This is a genomic window from Cupriavidus sp. PET2-C1, assembly GCF_054515855.1.
The window spans coordinates 3,110,310-3,133,487 of sequence record NZ_CM137259.1 but is presented as its reverse complement, the minus strand read 5'-3'; the positions used below and the strand labels follow the sequence as shown (position 1 = coordinate 3,133,487).

Below are 23,178 nucleotides of genomic sequence, written 5' to 3'. Positions count from 1 at the left end.
TTAGGGCGATGCTCAGACATGGGTCCCTCTTTTCCGCTCTTTTGGCTTGCCGACGAGGCGCCGCATAACGGGAGATTCAAACCTTGACGGCTCGCTTCGCATCGCGCGTGGGTGATTTCCGCCTGGGCGGCGGAAATCACGGCTACACCGAATGGTTCTCTTTTCCCGCCGGTTGGCTCCCCTCTCCCACTTGTGGGAGAGGGGCCGGGGGAGAGGGCGGGCGCTCGTTATGCCGGCATGCCGGACAAAACCATTGGCTTCGCTTCCAGCGGCTCCTAGTCAAACCGACCCTCTCCCAGCCGTCGCCATTCCAGACGGCTTTGGTGCGTCCTGCCGGCCTCGTCCAATGCCCCTGGTCTCTCAAAAAAAGCCCGCCTTGCGGCGGGCGCTCCCAGTGCTACCTACGGGTACTCAAAACCCTACGGCCTGCCCGTCGCGCCGGCTGTCGCTGGCGGCCACATAGCCATGCTCGGCATCGTCCGACAGGCGCCAGATAAACTGCCCCGAGCCAAAATCCATGTACGGGTCGTCAACCGACTTGAGCTGGTGGCCGCGAGCCTTCAGGCCAGCAACGACCGCCGGATCCATGGTGGATTCGACGTCCAGCGTGAAGTCGCGGTTGACCTTCCAGCGCGGCGCGCAGCACGCGGCCTGCGGCTGCTGGTTGTAGTCCACCATGCGCACCACGGTCTGCAGATGGCCCTGCGGCTGCATGTCGCCGCCCATCACGCCGAAGCTCATCACTGGCTGGCCGTCCTTGGTCAGGAAGGCCGGGATGATGGTGTGGAAGGGGCGCTTGCCGCCGGCCACCACGTTGGGGGATTTCGGATCCATCGAGAAGCCCACGCCGCGGTTCTGCAGGCTGATGCCGGTGCCCGGCACGACCACGCCGGAGCCGAAGCCCATGTAGTTCGACTGGATGAACGAGATCATCATGCCGTTCTCGTCGGCGGCGGTCAGGTAGATGGTGCCGCCGACCTTGGGCATGCCGAAATCGAAGTGCGTGGCGCGCTCCATGTCGATCAGCTTGGCGCGCGACTTCAGGTATGCGTCGTCCAGCATCTGCTCGGGCGTGACTTCCATGCTGCCAGGGTCGGCCACGTAGCGGTAGAGGTCGGCAAAAGCCAGCTTCATCGCCTCGATCTGCAGATGCTGCGACTCGACCGAATCCACCGGCAGCGCGGCCATGTCGAACTGGTCCAGGATGCCCAGCGCCACCAGCGCGGCGATGCCCTGGCCATTCGGCGGGATCTCGTGCAGCTCGTAGCCGCGGTAGGCCTTGCTGATCGGCTTGACCCAGTCGGGCTTGTAGTTGCGCAGGTCGTCGGCCGTCATGGCGCCGCCGCATTCCTGGCTGAAGGCGACGATCTTCTCGGCGATCTCGCCTTCGTAGTAGGCGCGGCCTTTGCTGGCGGCGATCTTGCGCAGCGTGTCGGCGGCAGCCTTGAGCGTGAACTTCTCGCCCACGTTGGGTGCCCGGCCATTGGGCATGAAGGCCTCGGCGTAGCCAGGCTGGTCCTTGAGTTCCGGCACGGCGGCGGCCCATTTGTGCGCCACCACCGGCGGCACGGCGTAGCCGCGCTCGGCGATCTCGATGGCGGGCTCCATCAGCTCGGCAAAGGGCAGCTTGCCAAAGCGCTCATGCAGCGCGGCCCAGCCGGCGATCACGCCCGGCACGGTGACGGCGTCCCAGCCGCGCACGGGGCGCTTGGCGATGCCGTTGGCATCGGTGCCGTACTTGCTCTTGAAATACTCGGGGCTCCATGCCGCCGGCGCCACGCCCGAAGCGTTCAGGCCATGCATTTCCTTGCCGTCCCACAGGATCGCAAAAGCGTCGCTGCCCAGGCCGCACGAGACCGGCTCGACGATGGTGATGGCCGCCGCCGCGGCGATGGCTGCATCGACCGCGTTGCCGCCTTTGAGCAGCATGCGCAGGCCGGCCTGCGCCGCCAGCGGGTGCGAGGTGGACACCACGTTGCGCGCGAACAGCGGGATGCGCACGGAAGGGTAGGGATTGGTCCAGTTGAAGTTCTGCATGCTTGTCTCGGTTCGATGCGCTGGCAGCGCTTGGCCGCGATGCCGCGGCCGGCTTGCCAGCGTTCGTACGTTATTCCACGGTGATCTTGCGATCCTTGATCAGCTTACCCCAGCGCGCACTGTCCTTCTTGACCATCGCGGCGAACTGGGCCGGCGTGCCGCCAACGGGTTCCGCGCCCAGCTTGCCCAGGCGCTCCTTCACGTCGGGCGCCTGGATCGCCTTGTTGAATTCGGCGTTGAGGCGGTTCACCAGCTCGGCCGGCATCTGCTTGGGGCCATAGATGCCGAACCAGGTATCGGACTCGAAGCCGGGCAGGCCGGACTCGCTGGCGGTCGGGATCTCGGGTGCCAGCGGCGAACGCTTCAGGCTGGTCACGGCCAGCGCCTTGAGCTTGCCGTCCTTCACGTGCGGCAGGCCCGAGACGATGCTGTCGAACAGGACCTGCACCTTGTTGGAGATCAGGTCGGGCACGGCCAGCGCGGTGCCGCGATACGGGATGTGCGTGATGAATACGCCGGCCTGCGCCTTGAAGGCTTCGGCGGTCAGGTGCACCACGGTGCCGTTGCCGCTGGACGCGTAGTTCAGCTCGCCCGGATGCTTCTTGGCGTAGTCGATCAGCTCCTTGACGTTCTTCACCGGCAGGCTGTTCGGCACCACCAGCACGTTGGTGGCGATGGCCACCTGGCCGATCGGCGTGAAGTCGGTCTCGGTGTTGTACGGCAGGCGCGTGTTGATGTACGGCCCGATCGAATGCGTGCTGGTCGTGGCGATCAGCAGCGTGTAGCCGTCGGCCGGGGCCTTGGCGGCCATGTCGGAACCGATGGCGCCGCCGGCGCCGGGCCGGTTGTCGACCACGATCTGCTGGCCCATGTTGGTGCCCACCTTCTGCGCGATGGCGCGAGCCAGCAAATCGGTGGCGCCGCTGGCCGGGAACGGCACGATCAGGCGGATCGGCTTGTTCGGGTAGGTGTCGGCGAGTGCCGGGACGGCGCTCAGCGCAAGTCCCGTGGCGAGGCTCGTGCCAAACAGGCGCAGCCAGTGTTTCATGGTGATCTCCGGATCGGGGAAGCAAGGCAAACGCAGGCCGGGGCCGGCCCTCGGGCAACACACTCCGCTGCGAATGCTGCCAGGCGGTGCTGCGGATCCATTATTCCGTGCAGGTCATCATAATGAAAGCTAATATTTCTTTCTTATGTCTAAAGGTTTTCTTAAGTATTGATGTCGATAATAAGTAACATGGAAAGCCACGCACCAAGCCAGGCACCAAGCCACGCACCAAGCCGCACATCATGACTTTCTCGCCATGAGCACCATCCGTTTCCTGCGCACCTTCGTCGCCGTGGCCGACCACGGCTCCTTTGCCGCCGCCTCCGAGCGGGTGGCCCTGACCCAGGCCGCGGTCAGCCTGCAGATGCGCGCGCTGGAGATGGAACTGCGCCGCGAGCTGTTCGACCGGGGAGGCCGGGTGGTGGCGCTCAATGCCGGCGGGCGCGAACTGTTGCCGCAGGCGCGCCGCATGCTCGCGCTCTACGACGAGATGCGCCTGCCTCCGGAAGCGCCGGACGCGATGGCCGGCGCGGTAGCGGTGGGCGCGGTGGTGTCGGTCATGGGCGGCCTGTCGCATGTGGTGGCGCGCATGAAGCGCGAATACCCGGCGTTGGACGTGCGCCTGGTCAGCGCCAAGTCTATCGAGCTGGCGGCGCAGGTGGAAGCCGGTGAGCTGGACGCGGCGATGCTGGTGGAAGGGGCGGGCCGCCTGCCCGGCACGTTGGTGTGGACACCGCTTTACCAGGAGCCGCTGGTGGCGATTGCCGGGCGCGACAGCCTGGGCGCGAACGCGCGCGTAGCGCTGGCAGCCAACCCCTTCCTGCGTTTCGACCGCGGCCAGCGCACCGGCATGCTGGTTGCGCGGGCGCTGCGCCGCGCGCATCTGCGCGTCAACGAGTTCCTCGAGCTGAACTCGATCGAAGCGCTCGTCGAACTGGTGCGCCAGCAGGTGGGCGTGACCGTGGTGCCGTTGCTGCAGCGCGCACGCTGGCTGGAGGACGAAGCCCTGCGCATCCTGCCGCTCGAGATCGGTGGCGCGCCGGTGCTGCGCACCATCGGCATGCTGGAGCGGCGCGACCAGGCGCGCCGCCACGTCACGGCGGCCGTGCGGGACGCCTGCGCGGGCCTGTTCGATGTCCCTGGCGCCGGCGTAGCGGCGCAGGGGCAAGGGTCCGGACAGGGACAGGAGCACGCCGAGGAAGCTTGACTCTGCCCCTAAGGGCAAGCCTTACCCTGTGAAGCGCTTGCGACAGGGCTCGCGCCACAAGCCAAGCCAGGGCAAGCCGCCGGATGCCACTGGCGTTTCGTACCAATGCAAGGGAGGAACGGGGATGTTCATCGGAGAAATTGCCAGGCGCACGGGCGCGTCGCCGAAGGCGATCCGCCACTACGAATCGCTTGGCTTGCTAGGGCAGGTCACGCGCGCCGGCTCATACCGCGTCTACGCGGACGACGCAGTCAGGCAGGTCGGGTTGATCCGGCAGGCGCAGGCCCTGGGCTTTCGCCTGTCCGAGCTGCTTCCGGTGATGGATGCGGGCGCTGGGGAGCCGGACTGGCACCGGCTCGTGCAGCAGGTCGACAGCAAGCGTGCGAGCCTGCGCGAGGAGATCCACAGGTTGCGCAAGCTGGACGCCGAGCTTGGCGAGATCGGCGCGGAAATCCGCGCGTGCCTTGGCCGTGGCGAAGCGCGCGAAGCGGCCAGCGGTCCGCCGCACGATGCAACGGCGTGCCCGCGGCCTTGACTCTGCCTCAAGGGGCAAGCCTTACGCTCGCGGCGTCAACCTTTTTGGGAGAGCGTCGCGATGCGGCAGCGAGTACTGGTGATCATGGGTCACCCTTCGAACGATGGCTTGTGCGGCGCCATTGCCAAGACCTATGCGGCCCGCGCCGAAGCCGCGGGGCACGAAGTCCGGCTGCTCAGGCTGGATGTGCTGAAGTTCGATCCCATCCTGCATGCGGGCTACAACGCCATCCAGGGCCTCGAGCCCGATCTGGTCGAGGCACAGGACGCCATGGCCTGGGCGGAACACCTTGCGTTCGTCTTCCCGATCTGGTGGGGCGGCCCGCCCGCCTTGCTCAAGGGCTTCCTGGACCGGGTGCTACTGCCCGGCTTCGCCTTCAAGTACCGCGCCGGCAAAGCGTTTCCTGAGCAGCTCCTGAAGGGCCGCTCGGCGCATCTCCTGGTGACCATGGATACGCCGCCCTGGTATTTCAAGTGGATCTACCGCATGCCGGGCATCCGCCAGATGCGCAAGACCACGCTGGAGTTCTGCGGGATCAGGCCGGTCAGCACCATGGCGTTCGGCCCGGTACTGGGCTCGCAGCCCGGGCAGCGGGATGCCTGGCTGGCGCGAGCCGGTGCGCTTGCCGCCAGTATCTGAGCGCCGCAGCGGGCAAGGCATGAAAAAAGGTGCCTTGCGGCACCTTGAGGGTCTTCTTTCTCTGGCAGCGTCGCCCGCGGCCGGCACGGATACCGGCCGCGGGACTTGCTCTCTTATTCTTCCTGGAAAGCTTCCTCGCGCTTGTTCTTGATCGACGGCAGCGCCACGATCAGGACCAGCACCGCGGCTGCGATCAGCAGGCCGAGCGACAGCGGGCGGGTCAGGAACACGCTGAACTCGCCGCGCGACAGCAGCAGGGAGCGGCGGAAATTCTCTTCCATCATCGGCCCCAGCACGAAGCCCAGCAGCAGCGGCGCCGGCTCGCACTTGAGCTTGATGAACAGGTAGCCGATCACACCGAAAGCAGCGGTCTGGAACACGTCGAACGTGGTGTTCTGGACCGAGTACACGCCGATGCAGCAGAACACCAGGATGGCCGGGTACAGGTAGCGGTAAGGCACCTTGAGCAGCTTGACCCAGATCCCGATCAGCGGCAGGTTCAGGATGATCAGCATGAAGTTGCCGATCCACATCGAGGCGATCAGGCCCCAGAACAGCGCGGGGTTGCTGGTCATGACCTGCGGGCCCGGCTGGATGTTGTGGATGGTCATCGCGCCCACCATCAGCGCCATCACGGCGTTGGGCGGAATGCCCAGCGTCAGCAGCGGGATGAAGGAGGTCTGCGCCGCGGCGTTGTTGGCCGATTCCGGACCTGCCACGCCTTCGATGGCGCCCTTGCCGAACTCATGCGAGAACTTTGAGGTCTTCTTTTCCAGCGAGTAGGCTGCAAACGAAGCCAGCGCCGCACCGCCGCCCGGCAAGATGCCCAGCGCGGAGCCCAGGAACGTGCCGCGAAGCACCGCCGGGATCATGCGCTTGAAGTCTTCCTTGGTCGGGAACAGGTTGGTGATGTGGTCCGTGAAGGTTTCGCGGGCATCTTTTTGTTCCAGGTTCGCGATGATTTCCGCGAAGCCGAACACACCCATGGCGACCGAGACGAAGTTCAGGCCGTCGGTCAGCTCAGGCACGTCGAACGAGAAGCGCGCGGCGCCCGAGTTCACGTCGGTGCCGACCAGGCCCAGCAGCAGGCCCAGCACGATCATGGCGATGGCCTTGACCAGCGAGCCCGACGCCAGCACCACGGCGCCGATCAGGCCCAGCACCATCAGCGAGAAGTATTCGGCGGGGCCGAACTTGAAGGCCAGTTCCGACAGCGGCGCTGCGAACGCGGCCAGGATCAGGGTTGCCACGCAGCCGGCGAAGAACGAGCCTAGGCCGGCGGTGGCTAACGCCACCCCCGCTCGCCCTCGCCTGGCCATCTGGTAGCCATCGATGGTAGTCACCACCGACGACGATTCACCCGGCAGGTTGACCAGAATGGCGGTGGTCGATCCACCGTACTGGGCGCCGTAATAAATGCCGGCCAGCATGATGAGCGCGGCCACCGGCGGCAGCGTGTAGGTCACCGGCAGCAGCATGGCGATGGTGGCCAGAGGCCCCAGGCCCGGCAGTACGCCGATCAGGGTGCCCAGCACGCAGCCCAGGAAGGCGTATGCGAGGTTTTGCAGGGTCAGGGCGGTCGAAAAGCCCAGGCCCAGGTTGGCTAGTAGTTCCATATGGCCGTCTCCTTATCCTGCCAAGAATGCCGGCCACACCGGCATCTGAAGATTGATGCCGTAGACGAAGGCGCCCAGGCTGATGATCACCAGGACGATGGCGTTGACAACGGCACCCTTCCAGCTGAATTCATGGCTGGCCATCGACGACACCAGCACCAGCACCAGCACCGACAGCACCATGCCCAGCGGCTTGAGCATCAGGCCGAACAGCACCACCGAACCCAGGATCCACAGCAGGGTCTTGATGTCCCAGCGTGCGAGCTGGTCTTCTTCCTTCTTGGCGGACAGGGAACTCCACAGCACCAGCGCGCCCAGCAAGGCGAGCACGATGCCGAGCCAGAACGGGAAATACCCGGGGCCCATCTTCGCGGCTGTGCCCATGGAATACCCGCGTGCGACCCAGGAAAAGCTGAATCCGACCAGGATGAACATCAGGCCGGAGGCAAAGTCCTTTTGGCTACGAATGCGCAAAATGATTCTCCTCGAAAAAACTGCTTGAAATCCGTGCGGCGATGGATGTTGCGGTGCGTTAAAAGCGCGCGCGCAACCGTCCCGCCGCTGGCAGGGAGGAAATTAAGGGGAAGACCTTTCAGCTACCTTTCAGATGTCTGCAAAAATGGTCAATCTGCGGGTATCTCCCTAGGAGACATCCAGAGGCCGCTCGCTCCGTTGCCGGGTGCCGCTTTCACATCCCCGCGGCAGAGTGGTCACAGGGCTGCGCTATCATCAACGGCTGCACTGCCGTTGCCGATGCGTCCGCAGCCTGTGGCCGATGCGGCACGGCATGGAAAGTGAAAAGTGAAAAAGGAAGGCCGTTTTGGAAAGCATTGACCATGTCATCCTGATCGGCGCTGTCGTGATGTCGCTGGGCATTGTGGTGGGCGCCTTCTCGGCGCGCGTGGGCGTGCCCTTCCTGCTCGTCTTTTTATCGGTCGGCATGCTGGCCGGGGTGGATGGCCCCGGCGGCATCCGCTTCTCCAATACCTGGCTGAGCTTCCTGGTCGGCAACCTGGCGCTGGCGGTGATCCTGCTCGATGGCGGCTTGCGCACCCGGCTGGCCACGTTCCGGGTGGCGCTGAAACCCTCGCTGTCGCTGGCGACCGTAGGCGTGCTGGTCACGACCGGCCTGGTGGGCCTGTTTGCCGCCTGGGTGCTGGAGATTGACTGGAAGCTGGGCCTGCTGCTGGGCGCCATCGTCGGCTCGACCGATGCCGCGGCGGTGTTTTCGCTGCTCAATACCAGCGGCATCCGGCTCAAGGAGCGGGTGGCGAGCGTGCTGGAGATCGAATCCGGCATCAACGACCCGATGGCCATTTTCCTGACCCTTACCCTGATCGACTGGATCGCCGCGCCCGCGGGCCTGAGCCCCGGCGCGCTGTTGTGGCGCCTGGTGGTGCAGTTCGGGGTCGGCGGATTGCTCGGATTGGGCCTGGGCTACTGCATGGCCAACGTGATGGAGCGCATCCGCGTGGCCGAAGGCCTGCAGGCCATCCTGCTGTGCTCGGGCGGTGCCATGGTGTTCGCCATCGTGCAGACGGCGGGCGGCAGCGGCTTCCTGGCCGTCTACCTGACCGGCATCCTGGTGGGCAACCGCGACCGCGCGGTAGGCCCCGACACCATGCGTGCGATGGACGGCATGGCCTGGCTGTCGCAGTCCGTGATGTTCCTGCTGCTTGGCTTGCTGGTGGCGCCGCACCGGATCTGGGAAGTGGCGTTGCCGGCGGTGGCGGTGGCGGCATTCCTGATGCTGGTGGCGCGCCCGGCGGCGGTCTGGCTGGCGTTGCTGCCGTTTCGCTTCAGTGCCCGGGAGAAGGGCTTCGTGGCCTGGATGGGCTTGCGTGGGGCGGTGCCGATCGTGCTGGCGCTGTTTCCCATGCTGCAGGGCATGCCTGATTCCGGCCTGCTGTTTCGCATCGCCTTTGCGGTGGTGCTGACCAGCCTGCTGCTGCAGGGCACCACCGTGCCGCTGGCGGCGCGGCTGGCGCGCGTGCTGCGTCCCGCCTATCCGGAGCCGCTGGCCCGCTCGCGGCTGCAGGGCACCCATGCGCCTGCGCTGGAGGTGATGCAGTTCAGGGTCGAGGCCGATTCGCCGGCTGAGAACCTGCGCGCCGACCAGCTCGAATTGCCGCCCCGTTGCCGGCTGCTGACCGTGGTGCGGGACGAAGCGCTGGCTGCGCTCGGGCAGACCGTGCTGCGGGCTGGGGACATGGTGTCGATCCTGGCGCCGGGGACCAGCGTGCCGATGCTGGCGCTGTTGTTCCATCGGCCTGGGCCGGCACCTGCCTGGGGCAAGGCTAGCCATGATTTCCTGCTGTCCGGGGAGGCCATGCTGCGGGATGTGGCGGGGCTTTATGGGACGCGGGAATTGAGCCATGCCGAGGCGGCACGGACGCTGGAAGCCGCTATGCAAGAGGCCTTCGCAACACCGCCGGTGGAGGGGGATGCCGTGGAAATTGCCGGGCTGAAGCTGACTGTGATGCGGATGGATGGGCCGCGGATTATTCAGGTGGGGTTGTTGTTGCCTCGGGCGGAGCCGGAGGCAATCTGACAAAGCAGGATTTGCGCCGGTGGTCTCCCCTCTCCCACTTGTGGGAGAGGGGCTGGGGGAGAGGGCGGGCGCTCATTATGCTGTCGAGCTGGAAAAAACCACGGGCTCCGCTTTGAGCGGCTCCTAGCTAAGCCACCCCTCTCCCCGGCCCTCTCCCCCTGAGGGGAGAGGGAGAGACAGCCGTCGTCATGGCGTGCGGCTTTGGCCTGTTCGGCGGCTTCGGCCAATGCCCTTGGCAGATGCCCCGCGCGTGTCAATCCACCTTGGCGCCCGACACCTTCACGATCTGCGCGTACTTCTTCAGCTCGCGCTGCACCAGTGCGCCGAACTGCTCCGGCGTGGTCGGTGCCGGCTGGGCGCCGATGCGGGCCAGCTTTGCCTTCATGTCGTCGGTCTTGAGAATGGCCACGATCTCGTGGTTGAGGCGGTCGACGATCTCTTTCGGGGTGTTGGCCGGGGCGAACACGCCGAACCACGTGGAGATGTCGAAGCCTTCCAGGCCGAGCCCCTTGCCGGCTTCGGCGATCGTGGGCAGTTCGGGCAAGGCTGCGGCGCGGGTGGCGGTGGTGACGGCGAACGCCTTGAGCTTGCCGGCCTTGATGTTGGCCGAGGCGGAGGCGAGGTTATCGAAGATCATGTCGGTCTGGCCGGACAGCACCGACAGTTGTGCGGGCGAGGCGCCGTTGTAGGGGATGTGGACCATGCTGACCTTGGCCATGCTCTTGAACAGCTCGCCCGACAAATGTCCCGCGCTGCCGTTGCCGCCCGAGGCGTAGTCCAGCTTGCCGGGGTTCTTGCGCGCGTATTCCACCAGCTCACGCACATTGCTGATATGCAGCTCGGCGGCCTTGCCGGGGTGCATGACGAGTACGTTGGGCACGTCGGCCACCAGCGTGATCGGGCTGAAGTCCTTCACCGGGTCGTACGGCATCTTGGCGAAGAGGCTGGGGTTGATGGCGTGGGTGGCCACGGCGCCCATCACGATGGTGTAGCCGTCGGCCGGCTGCTTGGCCACGTAGTCGGCGCCGATATTGCCGCCGGCGCCCGGGCGGTTTTCCACCACCACGGGCTGGCCCAGGCTGTCCTTGAGCTTGTCGCCGATGGCGCGCGCCACCGTGTCCAGCGGGCCGCCGGCCGGGTAGGGCACGACGAACTTGAGCGGCTTGGTCGGGTAGGCGGCGGCCGCGGCGGCCGGCGTGGCGCTAAAGACGCTAAGGGCGCCAAGAGCGATAAAGGTGCCGATAGCGGGCAGGGCGGCGGCGAGCAACGCCGCGGCGAGTTTTTTCTTGAGCATGGAGATGCGTCGGGTTGGATTGGGAATCTGGGTGCGCCAGGCGCCCCGGGGGCATCTGGCGGCGAAGGCGCTGCGGCCTATTTCATGCCGATGCCGCGCGCCATCATCACCGCGCACAGCGGTAGCAGGATCAGCAGGTGGGCCTGGATCATGACCCAGCGCCGCGTGGACTTCAGCTCGGCGGGCATGGGCACGAAGTCCGGCAGGCTGCGCGCCTGGCGGCGCCACCGCTGGATGGCGAAGGTGGGCGGCAGCGAGCACAGGGCGATCACCACGAACACGGTGATCTTGGCGTGGAACCACGGGTTGTGCAGGTAGAACTGTGCGCCCTTGGCGCCGTAGAACAGCCGCAGCAGGCCGGTTGCCAGCACCGCCATGGCAGTGAGGAAGTAGAGCAGGTCGTAGATCGACAGGCGCTTGAGCACGGGCGGCGTCATGCCGGGGCGCAGCACGACCGCTTCGGCGGTCATCAAGGCGATCAGCAGGAAGATGAAGGTGTAGTGCAGGAAGGCCAGCAGGGCGTCGGTCAGCATCCAAACTCCTTTGTGGTTAGGCATGCGCCGTACGCCGGCGCGCGCGGGGGGCAGGGTTCTTGCTATTTTTTTACGCTACGGCAACTACGACGGCAACGACGGCAAACTTCGGCTTGCCGCCCGCGCGCCGCCACTGCGGGCACGGGCGGCAAGCACCCTACAGCACGCCCTTGGCGCGCAGCGCGGCAATCTGCTCCGGCGTGTAGCCCAGCATGTCGCCAAGCACCGCGTCGGTGTGCTCGCCCAGCAGCGGCGGGTGGCGCACGGCCTCGGGCGGCGTCGCGCTCATCTTGATCGGGCTGCCCACCAGCTTGACCTCGCCGGCGCTCGGGTGCGGCAGATCCACGCGCAGGCCGCGTGCCTTGACCTGGGCATCCTCGAACACGTCGTCCAGCGTGTTGATCGGGCCGCAGGGCACGCCGGCGGCTTCCAGGTCGAGGATCCACTGGGCGCGGGTGCGCGGCTTGACCATGTCGGCGAGGATCGGCACCAGCACATCGCGATGCGCAACCCGCTGCGGGTTGGTGGCGAAGCGCGGGTCGTCGGCCAGTTCGGGGCGTCCGCCGGCAACGACGAACTTGCGGAACTGGCCGTCGTTGCCCACCGCCACGATGATCCAGCCGTCGGCGGCCTGGAAGGTCTGGTAGGGGACGATATTGGGGTGCGCGTTGCCCCAGCGCCTGGGCGCTTCGCCGCTGGCCAGGTAGTTGGTGTTCATGTTGGCCAGCATGGCCACCTGCACATCGAGCAGGGCCATGTCGATGTACTGGCCTTCGCCCGTTCGCTCGCGGTGGGCCAGCGCGGCCAGCACGGCGATGGTGGCGTACTGCCCGGTCATCAGGTCGGAGATGGCCACGCCGGCCTTCTGCGGGCCGCCGCCGGGCAGGTCGTCGCGCTCGCCGGTCAGGCTCATGAAGCCGCCCATGCCCTGGATGATGAAGTCGTAGCCCGGGCGCGCCGCGTAGGGGCCGGTCTGGCCGAAGCCGGTCACCGAACAATAGATCAGGTCCGGTTTGATCGCCTTGAGGGAGTCGTAGTCCAGCCCGTACTTCTTCAGTTGGCCGACCTTGTAGTTTTCCAGCACCACATCGCTCTGGGCGGCCAGCGCGCGCACCAGCTCCTGGCCCTCGGGCGTGCTGATATCGCAGGTCACCGAGCGCTTGTTGCGGTTGGCGGCCAGGTAGTAGGCAGCTTCCGCGGTATCGCGGCCTTCGCCGTCCTGCAGCCAGGGCGGGCCCCAGGTGCGGGTATCGTCGCCGGCGCCGGGGCGCTCGATCTTGATCACGTCGGCGCCGAAGTCGGCAAGGTTCTGGGCGCACCATGGCCCGGCGAGAACGCGGGTCAGGTCGAGGACGCGGAGGTGGCTTAAAGCTCCCATGGGGTGTATTGCGGATCCGGCAAGGGGTGGGCGAGGGAAGGCCGGGCGGCCCCGCCGTCTGGTCTGGGTGGCGGCTTGCGGGGCAATCGGAAGCTGGCGCGAAACCAGGCCCGGGGGCGTCCGGCTGGGACAGCCAGCACTTTACCACCGGCAGGCCGCCGGGAGCACATCGCGGCCGGCCCGGATCGCGGCGGGGCGCGGTGTTGCGGGCGGCGCAAGGCGAATCCCTGGCGGAATGCCGCACGGTCAGGCTTCCCCGTATAATCAACGGTTTGCAAAACCATCTTGACCGACAGCGCCCTGCCACGACGTGGGACGCCCTTGCCCAGAACATGAAAGTCTCCGACATCCGCAGCAAGTTCCTGCAGTACTTCGAATCGAAGGGCCATAGCGTGGTCCGCTCGTCCAGCCTGGTGCCGGGGAACGATCCGACGTTGCTGTTTACCAACTCCGGCATGGTGCAGTTCAAGGACGTGTTCCTGGGCACCGACAAGCGCCCGTACACCCGCGCGACCTCGTCGCAGCGCTCGGTGCGCGCCGGCGGCAAGCACAACGACCTGGAGAACGTGGGTTACACCGCGCGTCACCACACCTTCTTTGAAATGCTCGGCAACTTCTCGTTTGGCGACTATTTCAAGCGCGAGGCGATCCAGTACGCGTGGGAACTGCTGACCAAGGTCTACCAGCTGCCGGCCGACAAGCTGTGGGTCACGGTGTACGCGGAAGACGACGAAGCCTATGACATCTGGGCCAAGGAAGTCGGCGTGCCGCCCGAGCGCATCGTGCGCATCGGCGACAACAAGGGCGCGCGCTACGCCTCCGATAACTTCTGGCAGATGGCCGACACCGGCCCCTGCGGCCCGTGCTCGGAAATCTTCTACGACCACGGCCCTGACGTGTGGGGCGGCCCCCCGGGCTCCCCCGAGGAAGACGGCGACCGCTACATCGAGATCTGGAACCTGGTGTTCATGCAGTTCAACCGGGACGAGCAAGGCAATATGCCGCGCCTGCCCAAGCCCTGCGTCGACACCGGCATGGGCCTGGAGCGCATCGCCGCGGTGCTGCAGCACGTGCACAGCAACTATGAGATCGACCTGTTCCAGGCACTGATCAAGGGCGCTGCGCGCGAGACCGGCACCGCTGATCTCAGCAACAACTCGCTGAAGGTCATCGCCGACCACATCCGCGCGTGCTCCTTCCTGATCGTCGACGGTGTGATCCCCGGCAATGAAGGCCGCGGCTACGTGCTGCGCCGTATCATCCGCCGCGCCATCCGCCACGGCTACAAGCTGGGCCGCAAGACGCCGTTCTTCCACAAGCTGGTGGGCGATCTGGTGGGTCAGATGGGCGAAGCCTATCCGGAACTGTCCGACGCCGAATCGCGTGTCGTGGAAGTGCTCAAGGCAGAAGAGGAACGCTTCTTCGAAACCATCGAGAACGGCATGTCCATCCTTGATTCGGCACTGGCCGACGTCAAGGCCAAGGGCGGCACCGTGCTCGACGGCGAACTGGCCTTCAAGCTGCACGACACCTTTGGCTTCCCGCTGGACCTGACGCAGGACGTGTGCCGTGAGCAGGAAATGACGGTGGACGAAGCCGCCTTCGACGCGGCCATGAACCGCCAGCGCGAGCAGGCCCGCGCCGCCGGCAAGTTCAAGATGGCGGCCGGCCTGGAATACAAGGGCGACAAGACCACCTTCCACGGCTACGAGAAGCTGGGCGTGGACGGCGCGAAGATCACCGCGCTGTATGTGGACGGCGCATCCGTCGACACGATGCAGCCCGGCCAGACCGGCGTGATCGTGCTGGACAACACGCCGTTCTACGCCGAGTCCGGCGGCCAGGCCGGCGACCAGGGCGAACTGAAGAGCGGCAGCGCAGTGTTCAGCGTGGTCGATACCACCAAGGTGCAGGCCGATGTGTTCGGCCACCAGGGCACCCTGGCGGGCGGCGCGCTCAAGGTGGGCGACAGCGTCACCGCGCAGGTGGATGCGCAACGCCGCGCGCGCACCGTGCGCAACCACTCGGCCACCCACCTGATGCACAAGGCATTGCGTGAAGTGCTGGGCGGCCACGTGCAGCAGAAGGGCTCGCTGGTCGACGCGGACAAGACCCGCTTTGACTTCTCGCACAACGCGCCGATGACCGACGAGCAGATCCGTCGCGTCGAGGAGATCGTCAACGCCGAGATCCTGCAAAACGCAGCCACCGGTGCTGAAGTCATGCCCTTCGACGACGCGGTCAAGAGCGGCGCGATGGCGCTGTTCGGCGAGAAGTACGCCGACGACGTGCGCGTGCTGTCGATCGGCAGCTCCAAGGAACTCTGCGGCGGCACTCACGTGACCCGCACCGGCGATATCGGTGTATTCAAGATCGTGGTGGAAAGCGGCGTGGCAGCGGGCATCCGCCGCGTCGAAGCCATCACCGGCGACAACGCGCTGCATTACCTGCAAGCGCTGGACGCCAAGCTGAACGAAGCCGCCGCTGCGCTCAAGGCGCAGCCGTCCGAACTGGTGCCGCGTATCGGGCAGGTGCAGGAGCAAGTGCGCGCGCTGGAGAAGGAACTGGAGCGCCTCAAGAGCAAGCTGGCTGCCTCGCAGGGCGACGAGCTGGCGGCGCAGGCCATCGACGTCAAGGGCATCAAGGTGCTGGCCGCACAGCTCGACGGCGCCGACGTCAAGGCGCTGCGCGAAACCATGGACAAGCTCAAGGACAAGCTGGGCACCGCAGCCATCGTGCTGGGCGCAGTGGCCGACGGCAAGGTCAGCCTGATCGCTGGTGTGACCGCCGATGCCACCGCCAAGGTCAAGGCTGGCGAGCTGGTCAACTTTGTCGCGCAGCAGGTTGGCGGCAAGGGCGGCGGCCGCCCGGACATGGCGCAAGCTGGCGGCACGGAGCCGGCCAACCTGCCGAAGGCGCTGGCTGGCGTCGGCGAGTGGGTCGCGAGCAAGGTTTGAGGCAGATCTGAGGCATTCGCCGAAGTCGAGGAACGGGCCAAAACCGCGTGCCATGACGACGGCTGTCTCTCCCTCTCCCCTCAGGGGGAGAGGGCCGGGGAGAGGGGTGGCTTAGTCAATATGACTCCCCTGGGGCAAAGAGGGCTGGCCCGCCGCGAGGAATCAAACGCGGGTTAGCATGACTGCCAGAGCCGCATGGTGTGGACAGTGCCACACCCGGCGATTTCCAGCGCGGAGGCCAGCATGGAACACGATAGCACTTTGTACGTGGGTCTTGACGTCCATAAGGACTCGATCACGGTCGCCTACGCACTCGGCGTGGGCGAGGTCGAACTGCTTGGCAAGATCGGTACCTCGAAGGCCGATATCGATCGCCTGTGCAAGCGCCTGCAGTCTAAAGCGAGCCGGATCCACATCGTCTACGAGGCAGGCCCTTGCGGCTATGGCCTTTACCGGCAGCTTGCAGGGAAGGGATTCGAGTGCATGGTGTGCGCGCCGTCGCTGATCCCGAAGAAACCCGGCGAGCGCGTCAAGACCGATCGGCGCGATGCGGTCAAGCTCGTGCGATCGCTGCGCGCCGGTGACCTCTCCGCCGTGTACGTGCCCAGCGTGGAGGACGAAGCATTCCGGGATCTGTCACGCGCGTGGGTCAGCGCCAAGGACGATCTGAAGCGCGCCCGGCAACGGCTGAAGGCCTTTCTGCTTTCACATGGGGTGCGCTACAGCGGCAGAGCCGACTGGGGACCGGCGCACCAGCGCTGGATCAGTACCTTTGCGTTCGACACCGTGTGGCAGCAACTTGCCTTTGACGAATATCGACGTGCCATCGAGGATCGGCTCGCGCAATGCAGCCGTCTCGAAGCGGCCTTGCGCGAGGCAGTGGTCAACTGGCGCTTCTATCCGGCCGTACTGGGCTTGCAGGCCATGCGTGGCGTGCAGTTCACCACGGCGGTGGGCATGCTCGCCGAATTGGGCGATCTCTCGCGCTTTGTCCATCCGCGCCAACTGATGGCCTGGCTCGGCGTGACGCCCGCAGAACACTCATCGGGGGGGAAACGGCGCCAAGGCAGCATCACCAAGAACGGCAATAGCTATGCAAGAAAGCTGCTAATCGAAGCCGCCTGGAGTTACCGGCACCCGGCACGTGTGAGCCCCGAGATTCAGCGCCGGCACGAAGGCATCCCGAAGGCCATCGTTGACCGGTCCTGGGACGCCCAGGTTCGACTGTGCCGGCGCTATCGGAGACTTGCCGCGCGCGGCAAGAACCCGAACATTGCGGTGGTTGCGGTGGCCCGCGAACTGAGCGGGTTCATCTGGGACATCAGCCGGCTCGCCATGTCGCTTGCCATACCGAACGCGGCGCAGACAACGTAACCCAGCGCCAAGGTATCAACCTATCTGCCACCTACTGTGGAGCCAGTTTCCTGAAGGGCGACGTAGCCCGGCACACGAGCAACCCGCGACCTAGCTAGGCAACGGATTTCATCCGACTTGCGGCCTTAGATAGCGGCAGGCTCATTGGGCGGACCTCTGTAATGCGGTAACCAACCCGCGGATATCAGCGTGATCCACCGTCGAGACTTACTGCTACGTCGCCCTCCAGGAAATTGGGGAACACCATGCAATTGTGAAACCGAATCAAACCAATCTCGATTGACACGGGGAGTCATATCAGCTAGGAGCCACTTGAAGCGGAGCCCATGGTTGTTGCCAGCATGGCCACGTATCCAGCGCCCGCCCTCTCCCCCGGCCCCTCTCCCGCACGCGGGAGAGGGGAGCACGACCGGCAGGCGGGAGACCGGAGCAGACCGGCAGGAGCCCGATCCCTCCGTAGCATCCAAAAGGCGCCTTGGCGCCTTTTTTCACGTCTGTTCGCGGCTTAGCTTTCCCATCAGCGTCAGGATGTCGATGGGCAGCGGAAACACGATCGTCGAGCTCTTGTCGCCGGCAATCTGCGTGAGCGTCTGCAGATAGCGCAGCTGCATCGCCTGGGGTTCCCTTGCCAGCATCTGCGCGGCTTCCAGCAGTTTCACCGAGGCCTGCAACTCGCCCTCGGCATGAATGACCTTGGCGCGCCGTTCGCGTTCGGCCTCGGCCTGGCGCGCGATGGCGCGGATCATCGTTTCGTTGAGGTCGACGTGCTTGATCTCCACGTTGGAGACCTTGATGCCCCAGCTATCGGTCTGGGCATCGAGCGCTTTCTGGATGTCGATGTTGAGCTGCTCGCGCTCGGCCAGCATCTCGTCGAGCTCATGCTTGCCCAGCACCGAGCGCAAGGTGGTCTGCGCCAGCTGGCTGGTGGCCTCGAGGAAGTTCGCCACCTGGATGATGGCGCGCTCCGGGTCGATCACGCGGAAATACACCACCGCATTCACCTTGACCGACACGTTGTCGCGCGAGATCACGTCTTGCGGCGGCACGTCCATCACCACCGTGCGCAAGTCCACGCGCACCATCTGCTGCACCGCCGGGATCAGGATCACCAGCCCTGGCCCTTTCACCTTCCAGAAGCGTCCCAGCATGAACACCACGCCGCGTTCGTACTCGCGCAGCACGCGGATCGAGGAAACGATGAGCAAGGCAATGATGAAGACCAGACCGCCTGCGCTGAATCCAAATGCCATGATCATGCTCCTTGGGTGGATGGGGGAATCGGGCCGGCTGTCGTTCCAGACGCATGGAGGGCGCGCACTTCGAGCAGCAGCCCATTGCGCCCGATGACCAGCACCGGCTCGCCGCGCGCCAGCGGGCGCACGCTATGTACCCGCCAGCGCTCGCCGCGCACCTCGGCCCAGCCGTCCTCCTGGAGATCGTCCAGGATCACGCCGGGCGTGCCGATCATCGCATCGCCGCCGTTGATCGCGGGCATGCGCCGCGCGCGCCAGAGCAGCGTCCAGACGGCGAACAGGAACACCGCGCTGGCCAGCGCCAGGCTGCCGATCAGCCATAGCGGAATGCCGAAGCCGGGCACATTCGTATCGATCAGCATCACCGCGCCGAAGATGAAGGCGATGATGCCGCCCACGCCCAGCGCGCCAAAGGTGGGCAGGTATAGCTCCGCCACCATGCAGCCGATGCCCAGCGCGATCAGCCCCAGGCCCGCGTAGCTGACGGGCAGCATATGCAGCGCGAACAGCGCCAGCAGCAGGCAGATCGCGCCGCCAATGCCGGGCACCACCATGCCCGGCGTGGAGAACTCGAAGATCAGGCCGTAGATGCCGGCCATCATCAGGATCAGCGCCACGCTGGGATCGGTGATGACCTCCAGGAAGCTGTCGCGCCAGTCCGGCTCCAGCACCTGCACCGGCGCGTGCGCCGTGCGCAGCACGCGGTCCACGCCGGCGGCCTGGATGTGCTTGCCGTCCACGGCGCGCAGCAGCGCAGGCAGGTCGGGCGCGATCAGGTCCGCGACCTTCTGCGCGACCGCCTCGCTGGCAGACAGGCTGACCGCCTCGCGCACCGCGCGCTCGCCCCACTCGGCATTGCGCCCGCGCAATTGCGCCAGGCCGCGGATATAGGCCGAGGCGTCGTGCATCTGCTTGCGCTCCATGGTGTCCTGCGGCGGCGTGCCGGCAGGGGCCGAGGCCGGGGTCGCCTCCGGCTTTTGCGGCCCGCCGATGCCGATCTGCACCGGGCTGGCCGCGCCCAGGTTGGTGCCGGGTGCCATCGCGGCGATATGGCTGGCATAGAGGATGTAGGTGCCGGCGCTGGCCGCGCGCGCGCCGCCCGGATAGACGTAGCTCGCCACCGGTACCGGTGAGGCCAGGATGCCCTGGATGATCTCGCGCATCGACAGATCCAGCCCACCCGGGGTGTCCATTTCCAGCACGATCAATTGCGCGCCGGCATCGCGCGCTCGCGCCATGCCGCGCTCGATAAAGCTCGCGCTGGCCGGGCCGATCGCGCCTTTGAGCGGGATGACGAAAACGGGGGGGACGGCGCCGGCGGCCGCGGGCGCGCTCGCCTGCGCATTGGCCGGCGTGGCGGGGACCAGCGGCGTCGCCACCAAGGCAACGAGGGTCAGCCACAAGGTCGCGGCAAACCATCGCAGAAGCATCGGGACATGCGTCATGGCAGTGGCGCCGGCACGTGGGGTGCAAACGCGGCGCCACTTCAAGTGTAGGCGACCGGGCACATCTTGCCGGGCGCGGCGGCCGCTGGCGGACTCAGGCGGCCGCGGCCAGTCCTGGCCGTGGGGCGCGGAACGTGTCGGCCAAGGCGCCCAGCGCGGTATTGGCCATGGCCGGATGCCAGGCCAGCAACGTGGTGACTTTGCCGGCCTGGCCGAGGTCATGGAGGCTGATCTTGGGCAGGTCGCGGTACAGGCCAAGTACCGAGCGCGGCACAATCGCTACGCCAATGCCGGCTGCCGCACAGGCAATGATGGCGTGATACGAGCCCAGCTCCAGCACCCGGCGCGGCGGGCTGCCGCCGGCGCCGAACCAGGCTTCGAGCCGGCCGCGGTAATTGCAGCCGGACTCGAACGACAGCATGGTGCGGGTTTCCAGATCAGCCGCGCTATGGATGGGAGCATGGCGCTCGCGGGCGATCAGCACCAGCTCTTCCTCGAACGCCGGCAGCGACGCCAGCGCTGGATCGTCCAGCGGCTGAGCCACAAAGGCGCAGTCCACCTCGAAGCGCGCCAGCGCCTGCAAGGCTTGGCGCGTGGGGCAGGTCACCAGCTCAAGCTCCACGTCCGGCCACGCTTGGTGATAGGCGGCCAACACGGCGGGCAGGCGGCTGGCCGCCGTGCTCTCCATCGAGGCGATGCGCAGGCGGCCTTGCGGCCTGGCCGGCAGCACGGCCTGGCGGGCTTCTTCGGCCAGGTCCAGCACGCGGCGGGCGTAGTCGAACAAAGTCTGTCCGGCCGGCGTCAGCACCATGCGCTTGCCGTCACGCAGGAACAGATCGACGCCGAGCGAGGCCTCCAGCTGGCGGATGCGGGTGGTGACGTTGGACTGCACGCGGTGCAGGCGGGTGGCGGCGCGGGTGATGCCGCCTTCCTCCACGACGGAGCGAAAGATTTCCAGGGAAGCCAGGTCCATTGCGATCCCCTTGCAGGGTGTGATGATGAAGTGACGACGAACAAGTGACGACGAACAAAAGATCATCTCTGGAAAAGATGATTGAGTTCTCAATTATTCATTTTTCGGTTCGCCAATCCGAGCGTAGCATGCGCCTATGAAATCCACATCCACCCTGGCATCCGGCGCCGCCGCCGCGCCGGCGCAGGCACAGCCTGGCGTCTGGGCCGTGGCCCTGGCGGGGCTGGTGGCGCTGGGCGTGGCGATGGGCGTTGGCCGCTTCGCCTTTACGCCGCTGCTGCCCATGATGCTGCACGACGGCAGCGTCACGCTGGGCGAGGGCGGCTGGCTGGCCACGCTGAATTACCTGGGCTACTTCGCCGGCGCCGCCGCCTGCCTGTTCATCCGGCCCGACCCGGCGCGCATGGTCCGGCTTGGCATGGTGGCCACCGTCGTGCTGACGCTTGGCATGGCCGCGCCCGGCGGCATGGCGGCCTGGGGCCTGTGGCGCGCCGCGGCCGGCGTGGCCAGCGCGATGGTCATGGTCTACGGCTCGGCCTGGTGCATGCACCGGCTGGCCGAACTGGGCCGGGCGTCGCTGGGCGGCGTGATCTTTTGCGGGCCGGGCATCGGCATCGTCATCACGGGCGTTTCCGTCTTTGCCATGGTCAGCGCCGGCTGGCGCGCCAGCTGGGGCTGGCTGGCCTTCGGCGCGCTGGCGGTGCTGCTGGTCGGCGCGGTCTGGCATGTCTTCACGCCCGCGCGGCGCACCGCGCACGCAGCCGGCCCGGCCGCGCCGGCGCAAGCGGCGCCGCGGCTGGGCCGCGAGACCTGGCTGCTGACCTTTGCCTACGGCCTGGCGGGCTTCGGCTACATCATCACGGCCACGTTCCTGCCAGTGATCGCGCGCCAGGCCATGCCGGGCTCGCTGTGGGCAGACCTGTTCTGGCCCATCTTCGGCGTGGGGGTGACCATCGGCGCCTTCGTCGCCTCGCGCGTCGGCACGGAGCGCGACAATCGCCGGCTGCTGGCCTTTACCTATGTGATGCAGGCGATCGGCGTGGCCATCGCGGTGGTCTGGCCAACGGTGGCGGGTTTCGCGCTCAGCAGCATGCTGGCCGGGTTGCCGTTCAATGCGCTGGTGTCCTTCGCCATGCGCGAGGCGCGCAGGCTGTGGGGCGCGCAGGCGCAGCGCCTGATGGGCCTGATGACCGCCAGCTACGGCCTCGGCCAGATCGTCGGGCCGCCTCTGGCCACGGCGCTGGTGGCACGCACCGGCGGCTTCGCCGCCTCGCTTGGCTGCGCGGTGGCGGCCCTGTTGCTGGGTGGCGCGATCTTCGCCTGGATGAGCCGGCAACAACGCAGATAATCCGGCCTTGCCAAGGTGCCGGGGCGCGTCCTGACGCAGCGCCTGCCTTGCGCTACAGTATCGCCTTTGCCGCCCCCGGCGCCGGTTGGCTGAACCGGCGCGCGGCACCCGCGCGGCGCAGGAGCCGAACCATGTCCTTTGCCTTGCAGCCCGCCCGTGCCGCGGGCGCCACTCAACCCGTCACGCAAGCCGAGTTGCGCATGCGCGTCGACCTGGCCGCGGCTTACCGCCTGTGCGCCCTGCAAGGTTGGGACGACCTCATCTACACCCATATCTCCGCCGCCGTGCCGGATGAGCCCGATCACTTCCTGATCAATCCGTTCGGCTTTGCCTTCGACGAAATCCGCGCCAGCGACCTGGTCAAGATCAATGGCCGCGGCGAGGTGGTGGGCGACAGCACCCATGCGGTCAACGTCACCGGCTTCGCGCTGCATGGCGCGGTGCATGCAGCACGCCCCGATGCGGTGTGCGTGATGCACTTGCACAACAGCGCTGGCGTGTCGGTATCGGCCCAGGCCTGCGGCCTGCTGGCGCTCTCGCAGCACGCCTTGCGCTTCTATGGCCGGCTGGCCTATCACGATTACGAAGGCTTGGCGTTCACGCCCGCCGAGGGCGCGCGGCTGACCGCGTCGCTTGGCCGGCATCCCGCCATGCTGCTGCGCAACCATGGCACGCTGACGGTTGGCCGGACCGTAGCCGAGGCGTACGTGCTGATGGCGACGCTCATCAAGGCCTGCGAGATCCAGCTTGGCGCGCAGGCCGGCGGACAGGTCGTGCAGCCACCGCATGCGCTGGCACAACGGGCGTCCGAACAGCTTGACGACGGCGGCGCCGTCGAGGGCGAACTGGAATGGCCGTCGCTGTTGCGCAAACTCGATAGAATCGATGCTTCGTACCGCGATTGACCTTGACGGGTGCTGGCAGATCCCTCCGCGCATCGCCAGGGCAATCCGCAACGGACAACGAAAAACAAAACGACAACAGGAAACA

General features: G+C 66.6%; 18 protein-coding genes. 8 read left to right on the top strand and 10 right to left on the bottom strand.

Features of this window, described 5'->3' with window-relative positions; translation table 11 throughout:
- Positions 1–411 precede the first annotated feature (411 nt).
- Positions 412–2,037 (bottom strand): gamma-glutamyltransferase, encoded by a 1,626-nt coding sequence (gene ggt / locus ACX12D_RS14125; protein WP_459371572.1) that lies wholly within the window; start codon positions 2,035–2,037, stop codon positions 412–414.
- Positions 2,038–2,107: 70 nt separating this feature from the next.
- Complete coding sequence (locus tag ACX12D_RS14120) at positions 2,108–3,085, bottom strand: Bug family tripartite tricarboxylate transporter substrate binding protein (protein WP_459371571.1); 978 nt, start codon at positions 3,083–3,085, stop codon at positions 2,108–2,110.
- Positions 3,086–3,341: 256 nt separating this feature from the next.
- Between ACX12D_RS14120 and ACX12D_RS14115 the strand changes: the two genes are divergently transcribed.
- From ACX12D_RS14115 to ACX12D_RS14105, 3 genes are all read left to right on the top strand, one after another.
- A complete protein-coding gene (locus tag ACX12D_RS14115; RefSeq protein ID WP_459371570.1) occupies positions 3,342–4,292 on the top strand; it encodes a LysR substrate-binding domain-containing protein in 951 nt (316 codons plus the stop codon).
- Positions 4,293–4,416: 124 nt separating this feature from the next.
- Positions 4,417–4,827: a MerR family transcriptional regulator gene (locus tag ACX12D_RS14110; protein ID WP_459371569.1), complete on the top strand. Its 411-nt coding sequence runs from the start codon at positions 4,417–4,419 to the stop codon at positions 4,825–4,827.
- 60 nt (positions 4,828–4,887) lie between these two features.
- Positions 4,888–5,466, top strand: a complete 579-nt coding sequence (locus ACX12D_RS14105) for an NAD(P)H-dependent oxidoreductase (RefSeq protein ID WP_459371568.1) — start codon at positions 4,888–4,890, stop codon at positions 5,464–5,466.
- A gap of 113 nt (positions 5,467–5,579) precedes the next feature.
- On the opposite strand, the gene ACX12D_RS14100 is transcribed toward ACX12D_RS14105, so the two are convergent.
- The gene (locus ACX12D_RS14100) at positions 5,580–7,082 is read right to left on the bottom strand and encodes a tripartite tricarboxylate transporter permease (RefSeq protein WP_174422528.1); all 1,503 of its coding nucleotides are present in this window, start codon (positions 7,080–7,082) and stop codon (positions 5,580–5,582) included.
- A gap of 12 nt (positions 7,083–7,094) precedes the next feature.
- The gene (locus ACX12D_RS14095; protein WP_043348382.1) at positions 7,095–7,556 is read right to left on the bottom strand and encodes a tripartite tricarboxylate transporter TctB family protein; all 462 of its coding nucleotides are present in this window, start codon (positions 7,554–7,556) and stop codon (positions 7,095–7,097) included.
- Between the two features lie 346 nt (positions 7,557–7,902).
- Between ACX12D_RS14095 and ACX12D_RS14090 the strand changes: the two genes are divergently transcribed.
- Positions 7,903–9,633 carry a potassium/proton antiporter gene (locus tag ACX12D_RS14090; protein ID WP_459371567.1) on the top strand — a complete coding sequence of 577 codons (1,731 nt, stop codon included), beginning with the start codon at positions 7,903–7,905 and terminating at the stop codon, positions 9,631–9,633.
- A 253-nt stretch (positions 9,634–9,886) separates the two neighbouring features.
- Here the strand turns inward: ACX12D_RS14090 and ACX12D_RS14085 are convergent, their stop codons facing one another.
- The 3 genes from ACX12D_RS14085 to ACX12D_RS14075 all read right to left on the bottom strand — a co-directional run bounded on the left by ACX12D_RS14085 (position 9,887) and on the right by ACX12D_RS14075 (position 12,838).
- Positions 9,887–10,927 carry a Bug family tripartite tricarboxylate transporter substrate binding protein gene (locus ACX12D_RS14085; RefSeq protein ID WP_459371566.1) on the bottom strand — a complete coding sequence of 347 codons (1,041 nt, stop codon included), beginning with the start codon at positions 10,925–10,927 and terminating at the stop codon, positions 9,887–9,889.
- Between the two features lie 77 nt (positions 10,928–11,004).
- Entirely contained in the window at positions 11,005–11,460 is a 456-nt protein-coding gene (locus tag ACX12D_RS14080; RefSeq protein WP_459371565.1) for a DUF2214 family protein, read from the bottom strand.
- A 157-nt stretch (positions 11,461–11,617) separates the two neighbouring features.
- Positions 11,618–12,838: a CaiB/BaiF CoA transferase family protein gene (locus ACX12D_RS14075; RefSeq protein WP_459371564.1), complete on the bottom strand. Its 1,221-nt coding sequence runs from the start codon at positions 12,836–12,838 to the stop codon at positions 11,618–11,620.
- Positions 12,839–13,170: 332 nt separating this feature from the next.
- Between ACX12D_RS14075 and alaS the strand changes: the two genes are divergently transcribed.
- Entirely contained in the window at positions 13,171–15,795 is a 2,625-nt protein-coding gene (gene alaS, locus ACX12D_RS14070) for an alanine--tRNA ligase (RefSeq protein ID WP_459371563.1), read from the top strand.
- A gap of 243 nt (positions 15,796–16,038) precedes the next feature.
- The gene (locus ACX12D_RS14065) at positions 16,039–17,169 is read left to right on the top strand and encodes an IS110 family RNA-guided transposase (RefSeq protein WP_459371562.1); all 1,131 of its coding nucleotides are present in this window, start codon (positions 16,039–16,041) and stop codon (positions 17,167–17,169) included.
- A 488-nt stretch (positions 17,170–17,657) separates the two neighbouring features.
- Here ACX12D_RS14065 and ACX12D_RS14060 read toward each other — a convergent pair whose 3' ends face one another.
- The 3 genes from ACX12D_RS14060 to ACX12D_RS14050 all read right to left on the bottom strand — a co-directional run bounded on the left by ACX12D_RS14060 (position 17,658) and on the right by ACX12D_RS14050 (position 20,840).
- Positions 17,658–18,419, bottom strand: a complete 762-nt coding sequence (locus ACX12D_RS14060) for a slipin family protein (RefSeq protein ID WP_459371561.1) — start codon at positions 18,417–18,419, stop codon at positions 17,658–17,660.
- Positions 18,420–18,421: 2 nt separating this feature from the next.
- Positions 18,422–19,867 carry an NfeD family protein gene (locus ACX12D_RS14055; RefSeq protein ID WP_459371560.1) on the bottom strand — a complete coding sequence of 482 codons (1,446 nt, stop codon included), beginning with the start codon at positions 19,865–19,867 and terminating at the stop codon, positions 18,422–18,424.
- 94 nt (positions 19,868–19,961) lie between these two features.
- On the bottom strand, positions 19,962–20,840 hold the full coding sequence (locus tag ACX12D_RS14050) for a LysR family transcriptional regulator (protein WP_459371559.1): 879 nt from the start codon (positions 20,838–20,840) through the stop codon (positions 19,962–19,964).
- Between the two features lie 136 nt (positions 20,841–20,976).
- Here ACX12D_RS14050 and ACX12D_RS14045 point away from each other — a divergent pair, with 136 nt between their 5' ends.
- Positions 20,977–22,188, top strand: a complete 1,212-nt coding sequence (locus tag ACX12D_RS14045; protein WP_459371558.1) for a YbfB/YjiJ family MFS transporter — start codon at positions 20,977–20,979, stop codon at positions 22,186–22,188.
- 131 nt (positions 22,189–22,319) lie between these two features.
- Positions 22,320–23,093, top strand: coding sequence for a class II aldolase/adducin family protein (locus ACX12D_RS14040; protein ID WP_459371557.1), 774 nt, complete (start codon positions 22,320–22,322; stop codon positions 23,091–23,093).
- Positions 23,094–23,178: the final 85 nt, after the last annotated feature.